Below are 20,606 nucleotides of genomic sequence, written 5' to 3' on the forward strand. Positions count from 1 at the left end.
TCGCTCCGTGTCTTCTCTATCTGTCTATATGCAACACGTATCGTAGCACAGAATCCAGCCTTTGGCACCTGTCAAATAGCGGGTTAACGAAAGTTTTATTTCAGCTTGTTCAAAAACTCTTCAAATGCTATTGCCGCTTCTTGCGAATGGCATGTACGACCAGCAATAACAGCGGAAGAAACAAACCGTAGGTCATGACATAAGGCAGCCACGCGTGTTGCGTATATTCTTCCATGTGCAGCGTATTAGGGTGAACAATCAGCGACAGAGAGACCACGATCATGCCGAGCGGGAGTACGAGAAACTTGTAATCCTTCAGCTTCAAGACATGCGCAAGACCCATGGCGGCGCCATGGAAATAGATGCACAGCCTATAATAAATCGTAATAAACCACATAATAGCCATCACGATCTCTATGCGTTGAAGGAACTGGCCGACATTGATTTTTTTGGCGAGCGCATAGCTGGGAAAGGTCTGCCTTGCGGTCGTATCGGCGCCAAGAACCAAGATGCACAATGCAATGATTACGACTAGAACGATTCCGCCGATTATCATTCCTTTATAGAAGGCTTTGCTTGCCGCTTCGGGCCGGTCGACGAACGAAGGGAAAATCATAAGAAGCGCGATTTGCGTTAACGAAAAGTTGCTCGTGAAATACATGGTCGCCCAAGTTAAATCTTTCAGCTTCGTTTCCAGGACGGGCTGGATGCGCTCAATTTCGATTTGGGGCGACACAAACACAACCAGGATGAGAAAAAGTACGATAAAAATGGGGAACATTAGCTCCGCGGAACGGGCCAGCGTTTCGATTCCAAGCTTGATGCCCATCACCACAACAACCGCAAATATAATGTTGATGGATTGGATGGGCGTAATCGACATGATTTGCGTAGTCATGAAGTTGCCGACATAATAAAATAGCTCCGACGCTGCGATTAGGCAAAAGAAAACAAAAGTGAAGCTGACCGCATTGCCTATCCACTTCCCCAGCAGCAGCTCTGTCGTTTCAACCAATGATTTTTCGGGAAAGAGTTTCCCGACAGCCTGATACAAGCTCACGAGCAACAGTCCGATTCCGATTCCGATGGTCGCTGCAATCCAGGCATCCTGCTTCGCAATGGAGGTGAGTCCCGCCGGAACGATAAGGATCGGGGTGCCTATGGAATATATGACGACGAATAAGCCGAACTGGCGTACGTTTATTTTCTCTTTGTCAACCATGTCCGGATTCCCCCTTGTTGCCCGCGAAGCCCCGCCTAACCGCATAGGCGGCAAGCAGCAGCAATGGCACGACCACGCTGAATGTGAAATCGAAGTAAGGCCAAAAGGTCACAAAATTATTGATGTGAACAACATTTGGAGAAACGATTATCGCATAAAAAACCATCAACATGCCGAACGGCAGCGTTAACCCTTTATAATCGCGAAGCCTGAATACTTGCGCGAAAGCGACATGAAACGCATAGAAATAAATGGCCGTCTTAAAGTAGGTCGTTAACAGCCACATGAACGCCAAGATGACTTCGATTCGTTGCAGAAATTGCCCGATGTCGATTTTTTTGGCCATCGCAAAGGTGGCATAAAGGTTTCTCGCCGCAAATCTCACCGCCAGAACGATAATGCCCCCGTACAAGATTAGGAGCGCGAGGAGCGGCGTTTCCGGCAGCATCTGCGTCGTCATAAAATTGCCGATTTCCCTCACGTGGGCCGACACCGAAGAAAACAGGTAAAAGAGAAAAAAAAGCGAAACGGCTATACCGAGCCATTTGCCAAAAAGCTTCTCTTGTATTTCCACCATTGTAAGCAGGGGATACAGCTTGCCGACGGCGCATAACAGTAAGATTACGAGCAAACCGGCGGCGAGTCCGAGGAGCGAAGAGATCCAGGCATTCTTTTTCGCTTCATGGACCGGAATGGGTGGCAATATGAGCATGGAATCCCCAAGCGTCAAGTACGCCGCGATGATGGCGAGCTGTCTGCCGTTGATTTTTTCTTTAACCGTCATTTTGTCATCCCCTGTTTAGTTAAGAGCGTTATCCACCATCCGGCCGATCGGGCTATAGATGTAGCTGATCCAATCAATCGGATTGGGGACCGTGACATGCAAGCTTTGCGCAATGCCGATTCCGATCCCCGTTAACAGCAACAGCGAAAATATCCACAACTCCTTGATTTGCCGCTTCTTCCAAAGAGAAGGCGCCTCAATTAAAGCAATGAGAGCGCCCGCTGCTATAATTCCCGCTATCGCAACCATGGCTACTACTCCTTAAGATCATTGAGGAAGGAATCCCCTACCGTTCCGATTCGCCTAATTTTCACTTCCACCCGGAACTGGACCGGCAGCTCCGCAAAGATCTTGCCCCAATCGTTTTTGGCAGCCTTCCAATATCCCGGATCCGCCCGGTGCACCGCTTCTCCGAAACCAAAGATGTCGCATTTCAGTTTTTTCGCTTTTTTCAATGCTTGTTCGTTATGGGCGATCAAAACTTGTTCGGTTTTTTTCTCCAGATCGTAAAGCGTATTGGTCTTCGTCAGGTCAATCTTGCATTCCACGTCCGCTACGTTGGCTTCCGTATAAATGACAACCTCCGCCTCCGGTTTTCCGCCCTTCACTTTGCCATTTATCTTCGCTTGCGACCGAATGATTTCGATGCCTAATTTCCCTCCTTTCGGACATGACGTTTCAATGACCGTGCTTGTTAACCGATCGGTAATGTTGCTGTAGCCTTTGCTTTCCGCTTCGTTCAGCCACCCGACCAGCTTATCCCCCCGGAATACGGCAATGCCCTTATATTGCAGATGGGTGTCCGTATCCGGCGTATCCACATTGGCCTGCTTCTTGCCTTTCGCCACATTCCCTTGAATGGAAATGCCCGTTAAGACCGGCTGAATGCCCGGGCTCACGATAGCCGTTATGAGCTGGTCGAGCTGTACGGAAACCGAAGGCGCCCACGCTTTCTCCGAAACTTCCAGCGACGTATACATCTTGGTCGCCGGAATTTTCTCCATGGGGGTTAGGACATTTACAATGTTATGCGCGGTCGTTCCCTTCGCCACCACGATATAGAAATCGGTTCTTCCCTCCTGGTCGCGCGACAACAGATCCAGAGCCTCGCCTATGCCTTTCCTGGCAAGCTTCTCGCCAATCACCATGATCCGAAGATGGGCGAAATAAAGCTTCCTCGGCGTCACCGTCGTCATCTTCCGGATCGCCTCGAATATCGTATTTCCTTTCGCATGAAACGTCGTAACGGGCGAACGACCGCTGGTCCCTTGCCCTGCCGCTACTTCTCCGGGATCCACGACTTGAACGGTAACGAGATATTTGCCATCCGCTATATCTATGCCAAGCCCCGCTACGATCGCAAGATCGTTGAGCTCGCGGCGGTTCCAACAGCCTGTCGCGATGGGGAGTACAATCAATAGAAGCATGAACATGGCTGTTTTCCTTGTCATCGCCGATTCTCCTTTCCGCGTTATTTCTTGGGCCCAGGCTTCGCGGCCTTCGGATCTTGCTGCCGTTTAACGTTGTTTTGATTGATCAGCCGCGGACGCGAGAACATGGCCCAATGGGGCATTCGGATGATCGCGTCTTTCTGGTCGGCCACGATCATTGGGGCGAACGGACTCATATACGGAACGCCGAACGTACGCAGGCTGCTGACATGCAGCACAAGAGCAAATATGCCGACGATGATACCGAACAGCCCGAAGCTCGCCGCAAGCCCCATCAGCGGAAACCGCAGCATCCGGATCGTATTGGCCATGCTGTAGGAAGGAAATACAAAGCTGGCAATCGCGGTCGTTGATACGACAATAACCATCGCCGCGGATACGATTCCCGCATCTACGGCCGCTTGCCCGATGACGAGCGTACCGACAATCGATACCGCTGGGCCGATCGTACGCGGCATGCGCAATCCCGCTTCCCGCAATATTTCGAAAGCCACTTCCATCATCATGGCTTCAATGAAGGCAGGGAACGGTACTCCTTCCCGCTGCGCCGCCAAGCTGATTAGCAGCTGCGTCGGCAGCATCTCTTGATGGTACGTCGTGATGGCGACATACAAGGAAGGGCTGAATAAGGCGATAAATACGCCTAGGTACCGAAGAAGTCGGACAAGCGTACTAACATCCGCGCGGTGATAATAATCTTCCGCAGAATGAAGGAAGGAAACGAACAACGCCGGAACGATCAGCACGAATGGCGTACCGTCCACCAGAATGGCCACTTTACCTTCGAGCAGCTCGGCGGCGATCACGTCCGGCCGTTCGGAGTTGTAGATCGTCGGAAACGGCGTATACGTCTCGTCCTGAATCAGTTCTTCGATATATCCGCTCTCCAATATGCCGTCGATATCGATGCGTTCGAGACGCGTCCGAACTTCCTCCACCACTTTGTCGCTCGCGATGCCTTTAATGTACATGACCGCGACATCGGTCTGGGTAACGCGGCCGATTTGCCATGACTCCAGCCATAGATTAGGGTCCTTGATCTTGCGCCGGACCATGGCCGTATTCGTCCGCAGCGTTTCCGTAAAAGCTTCCTTCGGTCCCCGCACGACGGATTCGGACGTCGTCTCGGCGACGCCGCGGTCTCTCCAGCCCCGGGTACTTGCCGTTAACGCGGCCCGATGACCGTCAACCAGAATAATCGTTTCTCCGGATAACAGCGCATTGTATAACTCTTCAAAGTTCGTTACTTCCTTCGTCTCGGCCGTCGCCAGAACGTATCGCTTCAGAGACCGTAATGCATCCCCTGGAGAAACCGGCGATCCGCCGGAATCCGTTCCTGGCAAATGGGCTTCGTATATCATCGGTTCCAATATAAAATCGGAGACGGCCTGTTTGTCCGCTAAACAATCCACATAGATGACCGCTATCGCTTCTCCGCTGGCCAGCCAAACCTCGCGGAAGATGATGTCGCCGCTGTTGCCGAGATCATTTTTTATGATTTCGAGGTTTTGTCGTATAGCCGCCAGCAGCGGTCGCTTTTCCTTAGCCTCCTCGGCACTCCCCTTGCCAGCGGACATGAGGCGCCTCCTATTGCCCTTATTGTTCATCGCGCTCACCAACCCACTGAAATGGTTTATTAGTAGCTCAGTATGACCTTGACTCGACAAGTTTAGACCGTTTTTTCCCTTACGCGACAAAAATAACCGCAGGCCGCGCTAGATTCTCGCGCGTTGCCTGCGGTTTTCGTCATTTCAAAATATTCAAACCTAATAGCTGGGTTATTCCGGGAACAAAATGTCCAGGAAACCGGCGATCATCTTTGCCGTCTGCTCGCGCGTCGCCTGGCCATGCGGATCGAAGCTTACACCAATGCCGTTCGCGTTCGGCTTGCCGCTCAGAATGCCGGCTTGCTGCGCAGCGGCTACCGCTTCCTTCGCGTAATCGCCGATCGATGCCGCGTCGGTGAACGCGACGGCCTCGGCCAGCTTCGGCAGCTCGAATTCCATCGCCGCCGCGAACCGGACGATCATCGTCGCCATTTGCTCGCGGGTAATACCGGCTTTCGGCTGAAACTCGCCATTGCCCTTGCCTTGTACGATGCCGAGGGAAGCCGCCCACTCGACTGCCGCCGCGTAATAATCGGAAGGCTCCACGTCCGTGAAGCTCATCGCGTCGACGCCCGCTTCCAAATCCACGCCCGCAATGCGGGACAGCAACAGCGTGAAGTCCGCTCTGCTCATGCCTTTTTTCGGCTCGAAGTTACCGTCGCCCGTTCCTTGCAGCAGTCCTGCTTCGGCCATCGCCAGAATTTCCTGCTCGGCATAGCTGCCCTCGATGTCATTGAAAGATATGCCTTCTTCTAAGGCTTCCTCGACAATCTCGTAGATGCCGACCTTGCCGCCGACCTCGAACGCTACCAGCAAGAGCGGGTTGCCCGTCGGGCTATCCGCCGCCGGAATGAACTCGATGCCTTCCGGACCCGTATCCGTGTCGAGGATGACTTCGCCTTCGGCATCCGCGAATTCGCGCGTATTGACGTAGCTTTCAAAAGCCGGCACCGTTGGATCCGTCACGTCGTACATCATAATGCCGCCGACGCGTTCCAAGCCGACGAACGCGAACGTTCTGTCGCCGATCATGCCCGTCTTGATCTCTTCCGGCTCAGGACCTTTCTTGCCGCTGCGGTCGTCGAACCTCGCCTTGCTGTTGCTCGTATTGAAGAAATCCGGCACCGCAAGCGCCGTAATCTCTTCGAACTCGCTGCCGCTGTCGTAGACTTGCTCCATCGTCGACGCGTCCCATACCGAGAAGGAACGGCCGCCGTACATGTAAATGCCGTCATTGCCTCTGTCCGTCATGACCTCGACGCCGTCGAAATCCTCGGTGTCTTGCAGGAACTTGTACGCTTCGGACGCTGGGTCGAGCGCACCCTTCAGTTCGCCGACTTCGCTCGCATTGACGCGATCCGGCCACTCCGTCGCGTCGCCTTCGTTGGCCGTCAGCAGGTACGTTTTGCCCCCGACTTCATAGGACGCGAGGCCGTCCGGCATGTACACGCCGTAGAACGGCACGTTCTCCAGGCTGAATTCGCCGTCCTTGCGAATGTCCAGCGCGTTCGCCGGATCATTGTAATCCTTCAGCCCCAGCGACTTCACGGAAGTCACTTCACCCTTCGCGATATCGACCGTCGCGATCGCGTTGTTTTCTTGCAGCGTCACGTATGCCGTGCCGTTATCCGAGGACAAGGCGATGTATTCCGGCTCGAAGTCGAAGCTCGCGTCGGCTTTCGTCCCTTTGCCGTCGACGATTCCGTCCGCGTTCGCCTGGCCGCGAATATGAACGTCGTCCGCGATGACGGCCGGATTGTCGAAGTACGCCTGCGCGCTTTTGCCGTCCGTCGTATTCACGATCGTCACGCTGCCCTTCGGATCTTGGCCCTTCACGCCCGTGCGATGCTCCGCTTCATCGGCCGTCAGCACGTATTTGCCATCTTCCGTGACGATGATCATGTCCGGCTGGATGCCCGCCGCATATTCGCGAACCAGCTTGCCATCGTAGCTTAACGCCAAAATTTTGCCCGCTTTATGCGGATCCGCTTCTTGCACCGCGACGTAAACCAGATCGTTCGCGTTGCTGATCGCGACGCTTGTCAGATCGCCGAACTTGAACCCGTTCGTCTCGGCCAGCTCTTTCACGAGCACCGTTCCGACCTTCTTCAGTTCGCCGTCCCCGGAGCCGAGCTCGACGATATCGAGGCTTGGCGGATTGCTGGAGCCGTTCACGAGATAGAACTTGCCGTTCTCCTTATTGAACTTGACGATCTCGGCGACGCCGCCGTCTTCGTTATGCGTGCCGACGGAATACGATCCGATTTTGTTCATGGCGTAATAGGACTGTAATCCGTCTGCCTCTGCGCCATCCGCAAAAACCGCGCTTCCTCCCCATACCGTGCCAAGTGCCAGTTGCGTTGCTATAACTGTAGACAAGACCCTTTTGCCAGCCGTCTTCACCTGTCGTTCACTCCCATTCCTTGTAATAATTGAAGTGTATCGGGCGATTGTTTTGAGATTGTTAATATTTGGATTAATCTATTGTAAAGGGCTTGTCCTTCGGCATGCTCGCGCCCTTGACTGCCTGCCGAATAACCGTTATGCTTAGGAACAATTACACCTAAAGTGTATGTTCAAAAGACATCCTATTCATATGGTTACAGCTATGAGGGGAAAGAGTACCTTGGCAGCGGATGCTCGCAGCGAGCCGGCGGTTGGTGGAAGGTCCGGCGCATACGCACTTAGGGAATGGATCCTCTCGCTTCAACCCGAACCCCGACGGGCAGTAGGCGTTGACGGCAGCTCCCCCCGTTATCCGAGGGAGACTTGAACGAAAGCTCGCAAGCGGCCACGCGCTGTTTTGCTCCAATTCTAAGCATTCATCGGTTTGGCATCTTCCATTTCGCTTAGAATTCTCGGAATGAAACTCGCCGCGCCATCAATAGAAGGCGCTAGCCGTTTCACCTTGGTTCATGGCAAAGAGCGGCCATATCAGGCCGAATTCGGGTGGTATCGCGGAGTTCACGCTTCGTCCCTTTCATAGGGGGCGGAGCGTTTTTTTGTTCCAAAAATTAACGTAAAAGAGGGTTCCCCATGTCCAACAAACGTTTCTTATCCGGCATCAAACCCAGCGGCGATTTGAATATCGGCGGCTATATCGGCGCGCTGCGCCAATACGTAGCCATGCAGGAAGAAGGCGAATGTTATTTCTTCGTGCCCGATCTCCATGCCGTCACGGTTCCCCAAGATCCCAAGGAGCTGCGCGAGCGCTCCCGCCAAATCGCGGCGCTGTACGTCGCGGCCGGACTTGACCCGCACAAAAACGCGATCTTCATGCAGTCCCACGTATCCGCCCACGCGGAGCTCGGCTGGTTGATGGAGACGCAGGCGCACTTCGGCGAGCTGAGCCGCATGACGCAGTTCAAGGATAAGTCGGACGGCAAAGACACCGTCAGCTCCGCATTGTTCACGTATCCGGCGCTAATGGCCGCGGACATCCTGCTCTACCAAGCGACGCATGTACCGGTCGGCGACGACCAGAAGCAGCATCTCGAGCTGACACGCGACCTCGCGACCCGCTTCAACAACCGGTTCGGCGAGACGTTCAAGGTGCCCGAGCCGATGATCCAGGAGGTAGGCGCGCGCGTCATGGGCCTCGACGATCCGTCCAGCAAGATGAGCAAAAGCAATCCGAACCAAAGCAGCTATATCCTGCTGCTCGACGATCCTGCCGTCATTCGGAAGAAGTTCTCCCGCGCCGTGACCGACTCCGACATGAGCGTGCGGTACGATTGGGACGCGAAGCCTGCCGTCAGCAACCTGATCGAAATCTATTCCGTCTTCGCGGACGTTTCCATTCCGGATGTCGAGAAGCGGTTCGAAGGGCAAGGTTACGGCACGTTCAAGAAAGAGCTGGCCGAGGTCGTCGTCGCGAAGCTTGAGCCGATCCAGCAGAAGTACGCCGAGCTCGTCCACTCCGAAGAGCTGGACCGCATGCTGAAGGACGGAGCGAACCGCGCCGCGGAAGTCGCGAACCGGACGCTGAGCGCCGCGAAGCAGGCGATGGGTTTCCTGACGCTCTAAGCTCCAAGAGCCGCCGGCATATGCAGCCATTGCTCGCCGCGAATTTACGATTACAAAAAAAGGGTTCGGACACCGGATATTCCGGCACCGAACCCTTTTCTCTTCATCCTTCTCGTTCCCACCATCTCCGATTGGGGTAAACGCCGCCGGCGAGCGGAACGCTTTCGCCGATCATCGGCGTCGTCACGCGAACGCCCCTCCGCTCCGCTTCCTTGGTCACTCGAATGGCCGGATCGTCCCAATCGTGCAGCGCCAATGTGAAGCCGCCCCAATGGATCGGCAGCAGAAGCTCGCCCTTCACGTCCTCATGGGCTTGTACCGTCTGCTCCGGCAGCATGTGGATCGCCGCCCACTTCTCATCGTACTGCCCGCATTCCATCATCGTCAGGTCGAACGGGCCGAACCGTTCTCCGATCTCCCGAAAGTGAGGTCCGTAGCCGCTATCTCCGCAGAAGAAAACATTCGCTTCGCTGCCGCGAATGGCCCAAGAGCACCACAACGTACTGTCCCTGTTAGAGCTGCCCCTGCCCGAGAAGTGGCGGGCCGGCGCGCATGCAAGCTTCAGTCCGCCAGCCTCCCTTTCCTCCCACCAGTCCAGTTCGGAAATGCTCGCTTCATCCACGCCCCAGCGCTTCAGGTGCGAGCCGACCCCGAGCGGGACGAAAAAATGACCCACCTTCGACTTCATCGCCATAATCGAAGGATAATCCAAATGGTCGTAATGGTCATGCGAGATCAATACGTAGTCGATCTTCGGCAAATCGGCGAGCGCCATCGGCAGTTTGCCTCCGAACCGCTTGCCGCCGATCGCGGGGAACGGCGACGGCGCACTGCCGAACATCGGGTCGAACAGGATCGTTAAGCCGTCCAATTGCAGAAGCGCGGCGGAATGGCCGAACCAGATCGCTCTTGGTCCTCCCCCCTGCTTCAGATCCTCTCTTCCCAAGGAGACGACCGGCATCGGAGATGACGGCTTCCGCTTGGGGCTCCCTTTCAGAAACTCCCATGCAACCGGGAGCATCTCCTTGAAGCTCGTGTTCATTTTCGTTTCTATGGGGTAACGGAACTTCCCTCCGTCATAATGCGGCAGCGAGCGGTACCGCTCACTGTCCCTCCGGGTCAGCCGTCCTCCAAACGCGGGAACGATGCGCTGCGCGAGAGGTACGGCTGCCGCGATCACAAGTATGATGCCGATAACGATCAATGCGACGAACATGGATTTCCCTCCATCAATCTATTGCCACTATCGTAGCCATATCGCGAGGCAAAAGTAAAGCCCCCGATCCCAGTGATCGAGGGCTTGGCGATTGCCGCTTACGGTTGCGGGTGATTAGCCTTGACGGCTGTCGGCGTAGATCGCCATGGCGTCGCGCATGAAAGCCGCGAGCCCTTCGCCGAATTGGTCGATGTTTTTCGTGAAACGTTCGTCATCGACGTACATTTGTCCAAGGCCTTTGAACGCCTCGAGCGAATAGGAGCCCATCTTGTTCAGCAGCTCGAACCAGCCGCCGATCGCTTCCTGCGACGACTCCGAAGCCGGGTCGTCGTGCCGGACGGCCGCCAGCTTCTTGTACAGCTCGTTCACCTCGTCCTGGAACGCCCAGATTTGGCCGTTCTTCTTCATACTCTCTATCTTCGCGTTCGAATCGTCGACGGCTTTGTCGCCGAAGCGTTCTCTTGCTTCTTGCTCGTAAGGGTTATTGCCGAAGTCGAACCCTTTGAACTTCTCCTGATTGGTCATCGTAACCTCTCCTTTCGCGTGCCTAATCGTTTTCTCCACTGTCCGCAGCAGTTGGTCCAGATGGCTCCGCTTCTCCCGCAGCATCTCCCGATGCAGCCGAAGCGCCTCGAGCCGGTCGAACGAGGGGCTCGTGACGATGGTTTTTATTTTTTTCAAAGGAAACCCGAGTTCACGAAAAAATAAAATTTGCTGCAGAAGCTCTAAATTACGCTCCGAATAATCGCGATACCCGGATTCCGTGACCTGGTCGGGAATAAGCAATCCGATTTCATCATAATGATGCAGTGTGCGCACACTGATCCCGACCAGATCTGCAACTTCTTTTACCTTCATCGCGTTCTCGCCTCCTTCTTGATTTCACTTTAAGGTATCACGTAACGTGAGAGTCAATACCTTGCCTTCAACTTTTTTCTAATCCTATTCTAGCAAAAAGCGACGATTATCTAGCTCCATTAACCCATACCAACTAGATAATCCGCTTATACAATATACTAGCTTGAAAAATCGAAATAGACGGAGGGATTATGATTTGTCTATCCTGGAGCAAGTAAAAGACGTACTGCGGACAAAAGATGTGATGAACATCATGATTGAATTCGTAGACGGCAGCACACGGGAAATTTCATTGGAAGAAGAAGGACTCAGCAAATCCGATATCAAAAAGGCATTGTCTTCCATCAAGTGGAAAAAGGTCGCGGGAGTCAACTTTGAAGTAGCTTCCGAGAATGTAGATGAAGATGAAGATGAAGACGATGATGATGATGACGATGATGACGACGATGATGACGATGACGACGATGATGACGATGACGACGACGATGACGACGACGATGATGAGGATGAGGATGACAACTCTCTCAGCTTGTTAGGTTCAGATGACGATGACGATGACGATGACGATGATGACGACGACGACGATGACGACGATGATGACGATGATGACGACGATGATGACGATGATGACGACGATGACGACGATGACGACGATGATGACGACGACGACGACGATGATGACGACGATGATGACGACGACGACGACGATGACGACGACGATGATGATGACGACGATGACGACGACGACGATGACGACGACGATGATGATGATGACGACGACGAATAGCAGTCGTCCATTGTTTCGGCTTGATAAGTACCTTCGTAAACGAAATGCACTTTTCCCGTTCTCTCCAGGAACATGAATCACCCCGCACGAAAGACGCTTCCTTACACTCGCGCGATGCGGCCGTTGGAAGCGTCTTTTTTCAAATTCTGAGAATTTATGCGCAAAGATGGCGTTGCAGCACGCTGCAACGCCATCGGCCTACTCTATGATCAAACCGGATTATGCGTTATTCGGTCGTTTCGTCTTCCTTTAGATCCGTTCCAGCGGGCTGAGCCGGCACGGAGGATATCTCCACATCGCCCTGCGGTACCGCATGAAGCGCCACATCTTCCCGCGCGGCGACAGTGACCGGGGCCGGTAATCTGCCCCAAACCTCCAAAATTTGGCCTGCGACGTGGTTCCACGTAAAGTTCTCTTCGACGAGCTTGCGGCCTTGCAAGCCCATCTGTCTGGACCCGCTTACGTTCGATAACATCGTGTTAATTTGCGCAGCGTATTCCGATGGCTCCTCCGGATTTTGAATAATGATGCCGTTGTTGTTGCGAATAATTTCCGGATTGCCTCCTCTCGCGGTCGTAATGAGCGGCAGTCCCGCCGCCATCGCTTCGTAATGGACCCTGGCTAGCGGCTCCTCCCAGATCGAGGTACATACGAAGACGTCGGCCGCGCAGAACCACTTATGCACGTCGCTCGCCTGCACGTAGCCCGTCGTCATGACCGGGATCGGCGACTTTTCGGCTATGGCGCGCAAGTAGGCGATATAATCGCTGATGCGGTTGTCGCTGTACCAAGCCGCTCCTACGATGACCAGCACGGCGTCGGAATGCTTCACCTGGGACATCGCGCGAACCAGCACATGCGGCCCTTTGTTCCGCGACAAGCGGCCAACGAACAGAATTACTTTTTTGTTGTTCAATCCATGCTGGGAACGAATCTCTTCCCTGTCCCTGAGCGCGGATTGCGACATTTTCCATGGCGCGAACCGCCCAAGATCGACTCCGGAATAGATCGTTCGGATCTTCGGCTCCGCTTGCGGGTAATCCTTGCAGATCGCGGCTCCGATATAGTTGCTGATCGTAACGATCGTATCGACCCGCTTGATGACGGCGTCCCCTTCCTCCTTGGCCAGCTTGTGCGGGTTAAACATATCGTTGTGCATGCTCAGCACGATACGCGCGTTCGGCATCGCTTCCGCGACGGGCAGCACCAGCCTCGGACGGTTGAAAATATGAATGACGTCGTAACGTTCCTTGCTCGCCGCCAGATAGGGCAACAGGTTGCTCATATAAATTTCGAGCACCCCGGCCGACTCGAACCGCAAATACCGGACGCCGTTCAGCCGCTCGTCGCTCGGAAGCTGCGGATCGTCCCTGCCGATAATCGTAATCTGGTGGCGCGCTTTAAGCAGAGCGGTTACTCCTCCGATATAAGTTTGAATGGCGCCTCCCCTAATATTCGGAACCGGCAGCTTCTCCGTGCAGATCATCAAAATATTCACGTCTAGCCCTCCTTGCCGCCATACTTGAGCGATAAGCGGATAGATAGGCCGTTACCCTTGCCTTCTTCGTTTTTTTGCGCAAAGAAGAGTAAGGACGGTTTCCGCTCGCGGTTTTTTTCGCTTGTTTATTCGTCGTTCCTTTAGCCGCTTTCGGCCCGGATGCCGAGACGGCTCTTTTCGCCGAGGCTCCGCCGGATTCTTGCCGCAGCCTGCGGGGACCTCCCGTCGCGGGCTTGCTGATCAACGGCCTGGATGGAATCGCCGCCTCCGATGCGGCCGTTAGCTTCTTCGCTTTTTTCAATTGGCCCGATCCAGGAGCCTTCGATTTCCCTGATTTGAGCTGTTTCTCGTTCTTAGGCAGCTCAGCGCGCTGAAGCCTGCGCTTCTTTTTCTTCGATTGGAGTTCCTTCTCTTCTTGCATTGCGATCTTCTTGGGCTTCTCTTCTTGCATTGCGATCTTCTTGGGCTTCTCTCTTTCGGGAATGGGCAACTCTCTGGGAATCGCTCTCTCTCCTCCGGGAATAAGCTTCGCTTTCCCATCTGGATTGACGACGAGACGCACGTAATCCCTTTTGTCCGAACGCTTCGGCTTCGACGGATCGAGCTGCTGCTGCTGCGGCAGCGGCGTCGTGCCGCCTTTGGCGTAATCTTTGTACCGGTAAGGCAGGCTTGGCGCAACCGTAACTTCCGTGTAATTGCCGGCCGGATACTTCGCTTTGTCCTTCTCAAGCTCGCCAAGCACTACCCACTTGTTCGTCTCGGTCGTGACGACCCGGTCGAGAATCGCGTTCAACTCCGTGTCCATGAACGTTACGGGGTTAAAGACGACCTCCTTGACATGCTTGTAAAATTCGTTAGGGAACGCCATGTCGATCCACAGCAGCTCGAACGTCTCCTGATCCAGCGGGTTCGCCTCGTGGTAGGCGGCGATGACCCCTCTAATCCATTCCAAGTCCCAGGCACCCATGTCGTCCATGGTGCTCGTAATGATTTTGCGCAAGTCGCGGATCGGCAGATCAAAGGCGACCCCGTCGAGGTCGATGACCCAGATGCCCCCGGGCCCCATCTGGCCGTTCGACCATCCGTAATCCTGGTGGGCAAGCCCCCAGTGCGCTTCGCCCTTGGCGACCATTCTGTTGTAGGCCGAAGCTTGAAACCGCTTGAAGATTTCCTGAGCCTGGCCTTCGAACGTATCCAGCACGGACAGCAGATGCGCGCTTGCTTGCGTCTCCGGATACGCCGTGGCGATATGCCGGAACCAGCCGATCTTCGTCATGATTTTCTGATATTGGCTCTCCCACTTGTAAATCCGGGACGAACTGCCGGCTTCCAGCGGCGGCACGTACCCTTTCGACCATTGATGGAATTCCCCGAGTCCGTGGCACAACGTTTTCGCGCCTTCAAGATCGATCTTCATGACGGGCGTCAGCGTATCGATCCAGTCGGTCACGATCCACAGTTTGCCTCCGGCTACGACGGAGTTTTTGCCTTCTTTGGTCAGAATGATCCCCGGCACCCTCGCGCCTTTGCCCACTACGTACTCCTGTGCGCCTACGCTGAACAAGCTCCGCTGCGGCGTGCGGTGCAGCACCTTCAAGCTTCTCGGGCCGCGGTTCGTCTCGATTCTCCAGATCGCTCCGCCTTTGTCCGGTTTGGACGTAATCAACGTCATATTGCTTACTTTCATATCATAGGAATTGATCACATCATACGCCAGACTCTCCAGCTCCGGCGGGACGTATTGCTCCAGATTCATGGCGGGCGACTCTTCCGGCGACAGGGTATCCCATGGCACAATTTGATACTGTTCCAACTAAGCTACCTCCACTCTAAAAAAGCTGTATAAGCGATGTTCCCTTATGTATATGCTTTTGTAAAGGCCGCCGATTGGACATGAGTGGAGGCCCAGTGAGCCGTTCGCCGAACCAATTACGGATACTTGTCACGAAAAACATGCGGCAGACGCCGTCTTTCCACGGTAACAGCCGTCGTTTCGCGGCAAAGGATAAATCCCACAACTAGACAAAAAAATAGACCCGCTCCATGCCGCTGGGGCATAGGTGGATCTGCTTGAATTCGGCTTGGGCGTAGTTTTAGAACGGGTTGATGACGTGGAAAAACACGTTCGGCGAAGCCATCCGGTAATAATAGCTGCACCAGCCCGCGCCCTTCTGGTTGAAGCGGTTGACCGTACTGTAGGCGAGGCGTTCCTGCTCCAGCTCCTCGATTCGGTCGATGCGGCCATCGACATAATCCATAAGGCGCATGACGGCCGTATCCAACCTGCTGACGACGCCGCCGTAGCGAATGTCGATGACTTCCCAGCCGAACGGCTTAAACATGCTGAGCCACTGTGCGCGATGCGCGGTCCGAAGCTCCGCTACCGCCTTGGAGATGACCGGCAGCACCTCGCGCGCAATCCGCTCAAGCTCGGCTTTGTCGCCGCCGTCATACGCACGCTTCAGCTCGATGCCGATCTCGCTCTTCCGCTTCAGAATGCCGCACAACTTCTGCGGCACTTCGAACAGATAATCCAGCTCGGCGTCCGGCCTGCGGCGGGCGACGATTTCTTGCTCCACCCGATCGTAATGCTCGTTCATCGGCAGCCCTTCGATCTGCTTGTCGAACATGCCTAGCAGCACGTCCTGGTAGAGCAGAAACTTCGAAGGATTGCTTTGTTTCTGGTTGTTCGGCTCCGCTCCCGGCGTCTCGTCGAGGTACTTGAGCTGCAGGTAGGCATCCGCCGCGATGCCCGTGCAGAACTCGACGCGCTCGGCCACGACGGCGTCGCTTGGCGACGCTTCCGAATACGCATGCTCCGCGTAGAATTGCAGGCCCAACAGCGCGATGTACGGATTGCTCTCCATGCCGTCGTCGCCCCACATCGTGGCGTATACCTCGCGGATGCCTTCCCTCTTGCATACCGTCAGTGCCGCGTCCGTCGCCGGCAGCGACAGCCCGTAGTTGACGCCGAACGTATTGAACACCCAGACCGCGCCCGCGAATACGAGATTGTTGCCGAGCGGACGATGTTTCGCGATCAGCGTCTCGTAATCGGACTCTTCCACATGGTTGTAATCCCAGTAGACCATGTCCACGTCCTTCGGGATGCGGCGGGCCATCTCCTCCGGAATTTGCGTTTCGTGGCCGTAATAGTCCTCGCCGCTGCCGGAGGCCAGCTTCAAGAACATGTCGCTCCACATCATCGGCTTCAGGCCAAGGCGGCGAACGGCGGCCAGCACCTTGTCGAGGTGGTCCGTCATGATTTCGAATCGGCTGACATAGCCGTTGCGGTCCAGGAACTTGCCGCGGCCGAGCTCCTCCGCCTCGTCCATGCCGATATGGATCTTCTTGCTGCGGAAAGGCGCGCTGACGGCGGCGATCATGTTTTCGACCAGACGGTCGGTCTGGCTGTCGCCGACGAGCAGCGCTCCTTTCGTATCCTTGTATGCCTTTACCGGCTCCCACTTCAGGAATTCCTCCAGATGAGCCAGCGTCTGAATGCTCGGGAACGCTTCAATGCCGAACTGATCCGCGTAATCGTCGATTTCCCGCAGCTCCGCCGCGGAGTATCGGCCCCGCATGTAACCGAAGTACGCTTCTCCCTCCAGCTCGTACGTGTCTTCCATATATAACATCACGCTGTTCAGACCCATGAGCGCCATCTTGCGAAGCAGGAATTTGAAGCTGCCTACCGTCAGCACCCCGTTCCGAGACAGATCGAACATCGGGCCGATCGTATCGAACTGCTGCTTTTCCCGTATATGGAACGTTCCGCCGCCTTGTCCCTTCTGGACTAGCAAGCCGAGCGCGCGGAAAAACTGATGTTTCGCGCCGTACCGGATATACGCCCGGCCGTTCTCAAGGCCTACCTCCAGCTCCCCTTCCGAACTCGACACCTCGACCGGCAATCCATCCTCGCCTTGCTGCACCTTCAAGTCCGCCAGCAGCAGCTCCATCCCGGCGCGCACTTCCGTTAAATCGCCTATCACTTTCAGCTTCATGTTGTTCCCCTCCAGTAATGTCCTGCTTCCTGGCGATCATGGCGACCTGTCTTCACGACTTTAAGTCGATGTGACGACGAATATACGTACATCCGCAAGCGACATTTTGATCTTTTTATTCATCTATTTGTATTTTACATCATTATTCATGCGCGAATCCATCGTTTTGTGACACCAAAAAAAGATAGCAGCTCTCGCCGCTATCCTCTTGTGTGCCCGTTCCCGCTAGACCTTAATCATGCTGCGGCTAAAGTGTTGTTGCCTTCAAGCTGCCCAGCTTGTCGCGACTGCCGTTCCGGCTGCTTGCGCTGCAGCGGGCGCCGCCGTCGCTGGTTATTGGCGCCTTAATAGAAGCTCCGAAATGACCGTAACCATTCGATGATCTAACGGAATTGGGCGCTCTTATTATGCGATTTTGAGCCAATATAGATATCTAAAGGAACCAGTAGCTCTTATTTTAATGAAAATGACGTTTTTCAGACTGAAAAACCTAAATAAGGCTCCCTACGTCCGTTAGATATTCAAATCGAACAAAATGAGCCGATTAGCGTCAGCTGCTTCCGTTAGCGTTCTAGATCAACCGTAATGGCAACCGTTTCTTATGATCGTTCTACTAGGCATAGACGTCCATCGCAGCCTGCAGCGCCGCGCCCGCGTCCAGCTTGCAGCCATGCCGCAGCAGCACCGCCTCCAGCGCACCGAGCGTCAGCAGGACGTTGCGCTTGCTGCAGCTGTAGCCCATCGTGCCGATGCGCCAGATTCGCCCCTTCAGCGGGCCGAAGGAGCTGGCGATCTCGATGCCGAAGTCGGCGAGCAGCATCGCCCGGACGGACTCGCCGTCAACGCCGTCCGGGATTTCGATGCAGGTGACGACAGGCATTTTGCTGGCCGGATCCCCGTACAGCCGAAGCCCCATCGCCTCGATGCCCGAGACGAGCGCCGACTCCTGCAGGCGATGCCTCGCGAACCGCTCCTCGAGCCCTTCCTCCAGCACCAGCCGCAGCCCTTCGCGCAGCGCGTACAGCATCGTGGTCGCTTCCGTATGATGATTCAGCCGGGCCGGGCTCCAATAATCCTGGAGCTGGCTGAGATCGAGATAATTGCTCCGAATCGGCGAATACGCCTCGCCTCCGACCGCCCCGGCGGCTACGGCCGCTTCCTCCGCGGTCAGCAGGCCGCGTTCGATGCGCTTGCGCCGAAGCAGCTTGGCTTCGGCTCTCGCGTTGTACGTCACGGGCGCCAGCCCCGACGGAACCGACAGGCACTTCTGCGTGCCGCCCATCACGGCGTCGATCTGCCATTCATCCGTCGCCACCTTGACGCCCCCTATCGTCGCCACCGCGTCGACGACGAGAAGCGCGTCCACCTCGCGGCATATCGCACCGATGCCGTCCAGCGGCTGTAGCCTTCCCGTCGACGTTTCTCCATGGACGACGGCCACGAGCGCAGGACAATGCGCGCGTATGCCCGCGATGATCTCTTCTTGCGCGAATACGCTTCCCCATTCCTTCTCCAGCGTGACGACTTCCGCCCCGCAGCGCTTCGCGATCTCGACCAGCAGATGGCCGAAACGGCCGTAGATCGGCACCAGCACCTTGTCGCCGGGCTCGATCAGGCTGACCAGCACCGCTTCGATGCCGGACCGGGACGTGCCGTCCACCGGATACGCCCACTCGTTGCCTGTCGCGAACACTTCGCGCAGCATCCCCATCGTCTCGTTCATGAGATTCGTAAATTCCGGATCGAACTGTCCAAGAATCGGGTACGACATGGCGCGCAGCACGCGGGGATCGACCTCCACGGGCCCAGGCGTCATAATCGTGCGCGGCGACGGCGACAGATCGTTATATTTCTTCATTGCTTGCCTCCTCCTCGTAACCCAATCTGTACAGCAGCTCCGTCAAGACGAGAACGCCGGCGGCCAGCTCGCGCGGCGACGTGTATTCCTCCGGGGAATGCGAGATGCCGCCGCGGCTTGGCACGAACAGCATCGCCGACGGGCATAGCCTCTGGAACATCTGGGCGTCGTGGCCCGCGCCGCTGACCATCCGCCGCGAAGCGATGCCGAGCTCTCCGCATACCGTATCGAGCTGCTCCTTCAGCGTTTCGTCCATAGGGGCAGGCTCTTCGCGGAACCATTCCGCGCATTCGAAGCCGAGTTCCCGGGCTTCCGCGGCCTCGCGGAACCGCCCTTCAAACCAAGCGCAGAAGGACGCCAGCTCCGCCGCGTCGGCATGGCGGACGTCCACCGTGAACGCCGCAAGTCCCGGCACGACGTTCGGCACGTTCGGCTGCACGCTCAGCCGGCCGACCGTCGCCACAAGCGGCTCGCCTCTGCGAAGCGCTTCCTCGCGGAGCAGCGCAATCATGGCGCTCGCTCCCTCCAGCGCGTCCCGGCGCATCCGCATCGGCGTCGTGCCAGCATGGTTGGCAACGCCTGCGACCGTCACTTGGAAGCGCCGCTGGCCGACGATGGCGTCTACCACGCCGACGGATATGCCTTCCCGCTCTAGCACGGAGCCTTGTTCGATATGAAGCTCGATGAACGCTCCCACGTCCTCGCGCCGGGCTCGCCTTCCGCACCCATCGCCGAAGCCGCAGCCGTTCATCGCCTCCTCGAACGATATGCCCTCCGTATCCGTCAGCCCCACGATATCCCGGAAGCCGCGTTCGCCGGTTATGCTTCCAGAGCCCCAATAAGCGAGCGGAAAACGGCTCCCTTCTTCTTCGCTTAACGCCACGGCTTCCAAGGTACGGATCGGCGCGCCGTACGTCTCCCGCAAGTAGTCGAGCGCGACAAGCGCCGCCGCAATGCCATACGCGCCGTCATACCGGCCGCCGTTCACGACGGTGTCGGTATGGGAGCCCGTCAGAACGGGCGGCAGCTCCGGCTTCCGTCCGGCCAGCTTGCCGAATACGTTGCCTACTTCATCGAACGACGCGTCTAAGCCCATGTCCGACAGCTTCCCCATCAGCGCTTGCTGGGCTTGTAGCCACTCCCGCGTATAGAGAAGCCGCGTCACGCCTTCCCCTTCCGCCGAATATACGGACAACCACTCCAGGAACGCCTCTATTTTCTCTTCCAAGCGTTCGAGCAGCTCTTCCCGATCCTGCTCCGACATCCTCGCGCGTTGTCCCATGCCATGCCACCCC

The 20,606-nt window shown here is 55.9% G+C and carries 16 protein-coding genes; 2 read left to right on the forward strand and 14 right to left on the reverse strand.

Features of this window, described 5'->3' with window-relative positions:
* Positions 1 to 127: 127 nt before the first annotated feature.
* The 6 genes from RB620_RS05020 to RB620_RS05045 all read right to left on the reverse strand — a co-directional run bounded on the left by RB620_RS05020 (position 128) and on the right by RB620_RS05045 (position 7,443).
* Entirely contained in the window at positions 128 to 1,222 is a 1,095-nt protein-coding gene (locus RB620_RS05020; protein WP_308092456.1) for a GerAB/ArcD/ProY family transporter, read from the reverse strand.
* Positions 1,215 to 2,006 (reverse strand): GerAB/ArcD/ProY family transporter, encoded by a 792-nt coding sequence (locus tag RB620_RS05025; RefSeq protein ID WP_308092457.1) that lies wholly within the window; start codon positions 2,004 to 2,006, stop codon positions 1,215 to 1,217. The genes RB620_RS05020 and RB620_RS05025 overlap by 8 nt, the downstream gene beginning before the upstream one ends.
* Positions 2,007 to 2,021: 15 nt before the next feature.
* Positions 2,022 to 2,255 (reverse strand): hypothetical protein, encoded by a 234-nt coding sequence (locus RB620_RS05030; protein WP_308092459.1) that lies wholly within the window; start codon positions 2,253 to 2,255, stop codon positions 2,022 to 2,024.
* Positions 2,256 to 2,260: 5 nt separating this feature from the next.
* Positions 2,261 to 3,457 (reverse strand): Ger(x)C family spore germination protein, encoded by a 1,197-nt coding sequence (locus RB620_RS05035; protein ID WP_308092460.1) that lies wholly within the window; start codon positions 3,455 to 3,457, stop codon positions 2,261 to 2,263.
* Positions 3,458 to 3,477: 20 nt separating this feature from the next.
* Positions 3,478 to 5,034: a spore germination protein gene (locus tag RB620_RS05040; RefSeq protein WP_308092461.1), complete on the reverse strand. Its 1,557-nt coding sequence runs from the start codon at positions 5,032 to 5,034 to the stop codon at positions 3,478 to 3,480.
* Positions 5,035 to 5,235: 201 nt separating this feature from the next.
* Entirely contained in the window at positions 5,236 to 7,443 is a 2,208-nt protein-coding gene (locus tag RB620_RS05045; RefSeq protein WP_308092462.1) for a choice-of-anchor I family protein, read from the reverse strand.
* A gap of 657 nt (positions 7,444 to 8,100) precedes the next feature.
* Between RB620_RS05045 and trpS the strand changes: the two genes are divergently transcribed.
* Positions 8,101 to 9,090, forward strand: coding sequence for a tryptophan--tRNA ligase (gene trpS / locus RB620_RS05050; protein ID WP_308092463.1), 990 nt, complete (start codon positions 8,101 to 8,103; stop codon positions 9,088 to 9,090).
* A gap of 103 nt (positions 9,091 to 9,193) precedes the next feature.
* Here trpS and RB620_RS05055 read toward each other — a convergent pair whose 3' ends face one another.
* Together RB620_RS05055 and RB620_RS05060 are read right to left on the reverse strand one after the other, a co-directional pair.
* A complete protein-coding gene (locus RB620_RS05055) occupies positions 9,194 to 10,306 on the reverse strand; it encodes an MBL fold metallo-hydrolase (protein ID WP_308092464.1) in 1,113 nt (370 codons plus the stop codon).
* Positions 10,307 to 10,420: 114 nt separating this feature from the next.
* Positions 10,421 to 11,164 carry a MerR family transcriptional regulator gene (locus tag RB620_RS05060; protein ID WP_308092466.1) on the reverse strand — a complete coding sequence of 248 codons (744 nt, stop codon included), beginning with the start codon at positions 11,162 to 11,164 and terminating at the stop codon, positions 10,421 to 10,423.
* A 404-nt stretch (positions 11,165 to 11,568) separates the two neighbouring features.
* Here RB620_RS05060 and RB620_RS05065 point away from each other — a divergent pair, with 404 nt between their 5' ends.
* Positions 11,569 to 11,700 (forward strand): hypothetical protein, encoded by a 132-nt coding sequence (locus RB620_RS05065; protein WP_308092468.1) that lies wholly within the window; start codon positions 11,569 to 11,571, stop codon positions 11,698 to 11,700.
* Between the two features lie 2 nt (positions 11,701 to 11,702).
* Here RB620_RS05065 and RB620_RS05070 read toward each other — a convergent pair whose 3' ends face one another.
* The 6 genes from RB620_RS05070 to RB620_RS05095 form a co-directional block, all read right to left on the reverse strand.
* Positions 11,703 to 12,032 carry a hypothetical protein gene (locus tag RB620_RS05070; RefSeq protein ID WP_308092469.1) on the reverse strand — a complete coding sequence of 110 codons (330 nt, stop codon included), beginning with the start codon at positions 12,030 to 12,032 and terminating at the stop codon, positions 11,703 to 11,705.
* A 145-nt stretch (positions 12,033 to 12,177) separates the two neighbouring features.
* Positions 12,178 to 13,449 (reverse strand): glycosyltransferase family 4 protein, encoded by a 1,272-nt coding sequence (locus RB620_RS05075; protein WP_308092470.1) that lies wholly within the window; start codon positions 13,447 to 13,449, stop codon positions 12,178 to 12,180.
* Entirely contained in the window at positions 13,400 to 15,262 is a 1,863-nt protein-coding gene (locus RB620_RS05080; RefSeq protein WP_308092471.1) for a CotS family spore coat protein, read from the reverse strand. The genes RB620_RS05075 and RB620_RS05080 overlap by 50 nt, the downstream gene beginning before the upstream one ends.
* Before the next feature lie 280 nt (positions 15,263 to 15,542).
* Positions 15,543 to 17,453 carry a beta-N-acetylhexosaminidase gene (locus RB620_RS05085; protein WP_308092472.1) on the reverse strand — a complete coding sequence of 637 codons (1,911 nt, stop codon included), beginning with the start codon at positions 17,451 to 17,453 and terminating at the stop codon, positions 15,543 to 15,545.
* 613 nt (positions 17,454 to 18,066) lie between these two features.
* Positions 18,067 to 19,311 carry a pyridoxal-phosphate-dependent aminotransferase family protein gene (locus RB620_RS05090; protein ID WP_308092473.1) on the reverse strand — a complete coding sequence of 415 codons (1,245 nt, stop codon included), beginning with the start codon at positions 19,309 to 19,311 and terminating at the stop codon, positions 18,067 to 18,069.
* Positions 19,298 to 20,593 carry a M20 family metallo-hydrolase gene (locus tag RB620_RS05095; protein ID WP_308092475.1) on the reverse strand — a complete coding sequence of 432 codons (1,296 nt, stop codon included), beginning with the start codon at positions 20,591 to 20,593 and terminating at the stop codon, positions 19,298 to 19,300. Before RB620_RS05095 ends, RB620_RS05090 begins: the two co-directional genes overlap by 14 nt.
* Positions 20,594 to 20,606 lie beyond the last annotated feature (13 nt).

The sequence above is a fragment of the Paenibacillus sp. LHD-117 genome (genome assembly GCF_030929555.1).
Lineage (GTDB): Bacteria > Bacillota > Bacilli > Paenibacillales > Paenibacillaceae > Pristimantibacillus.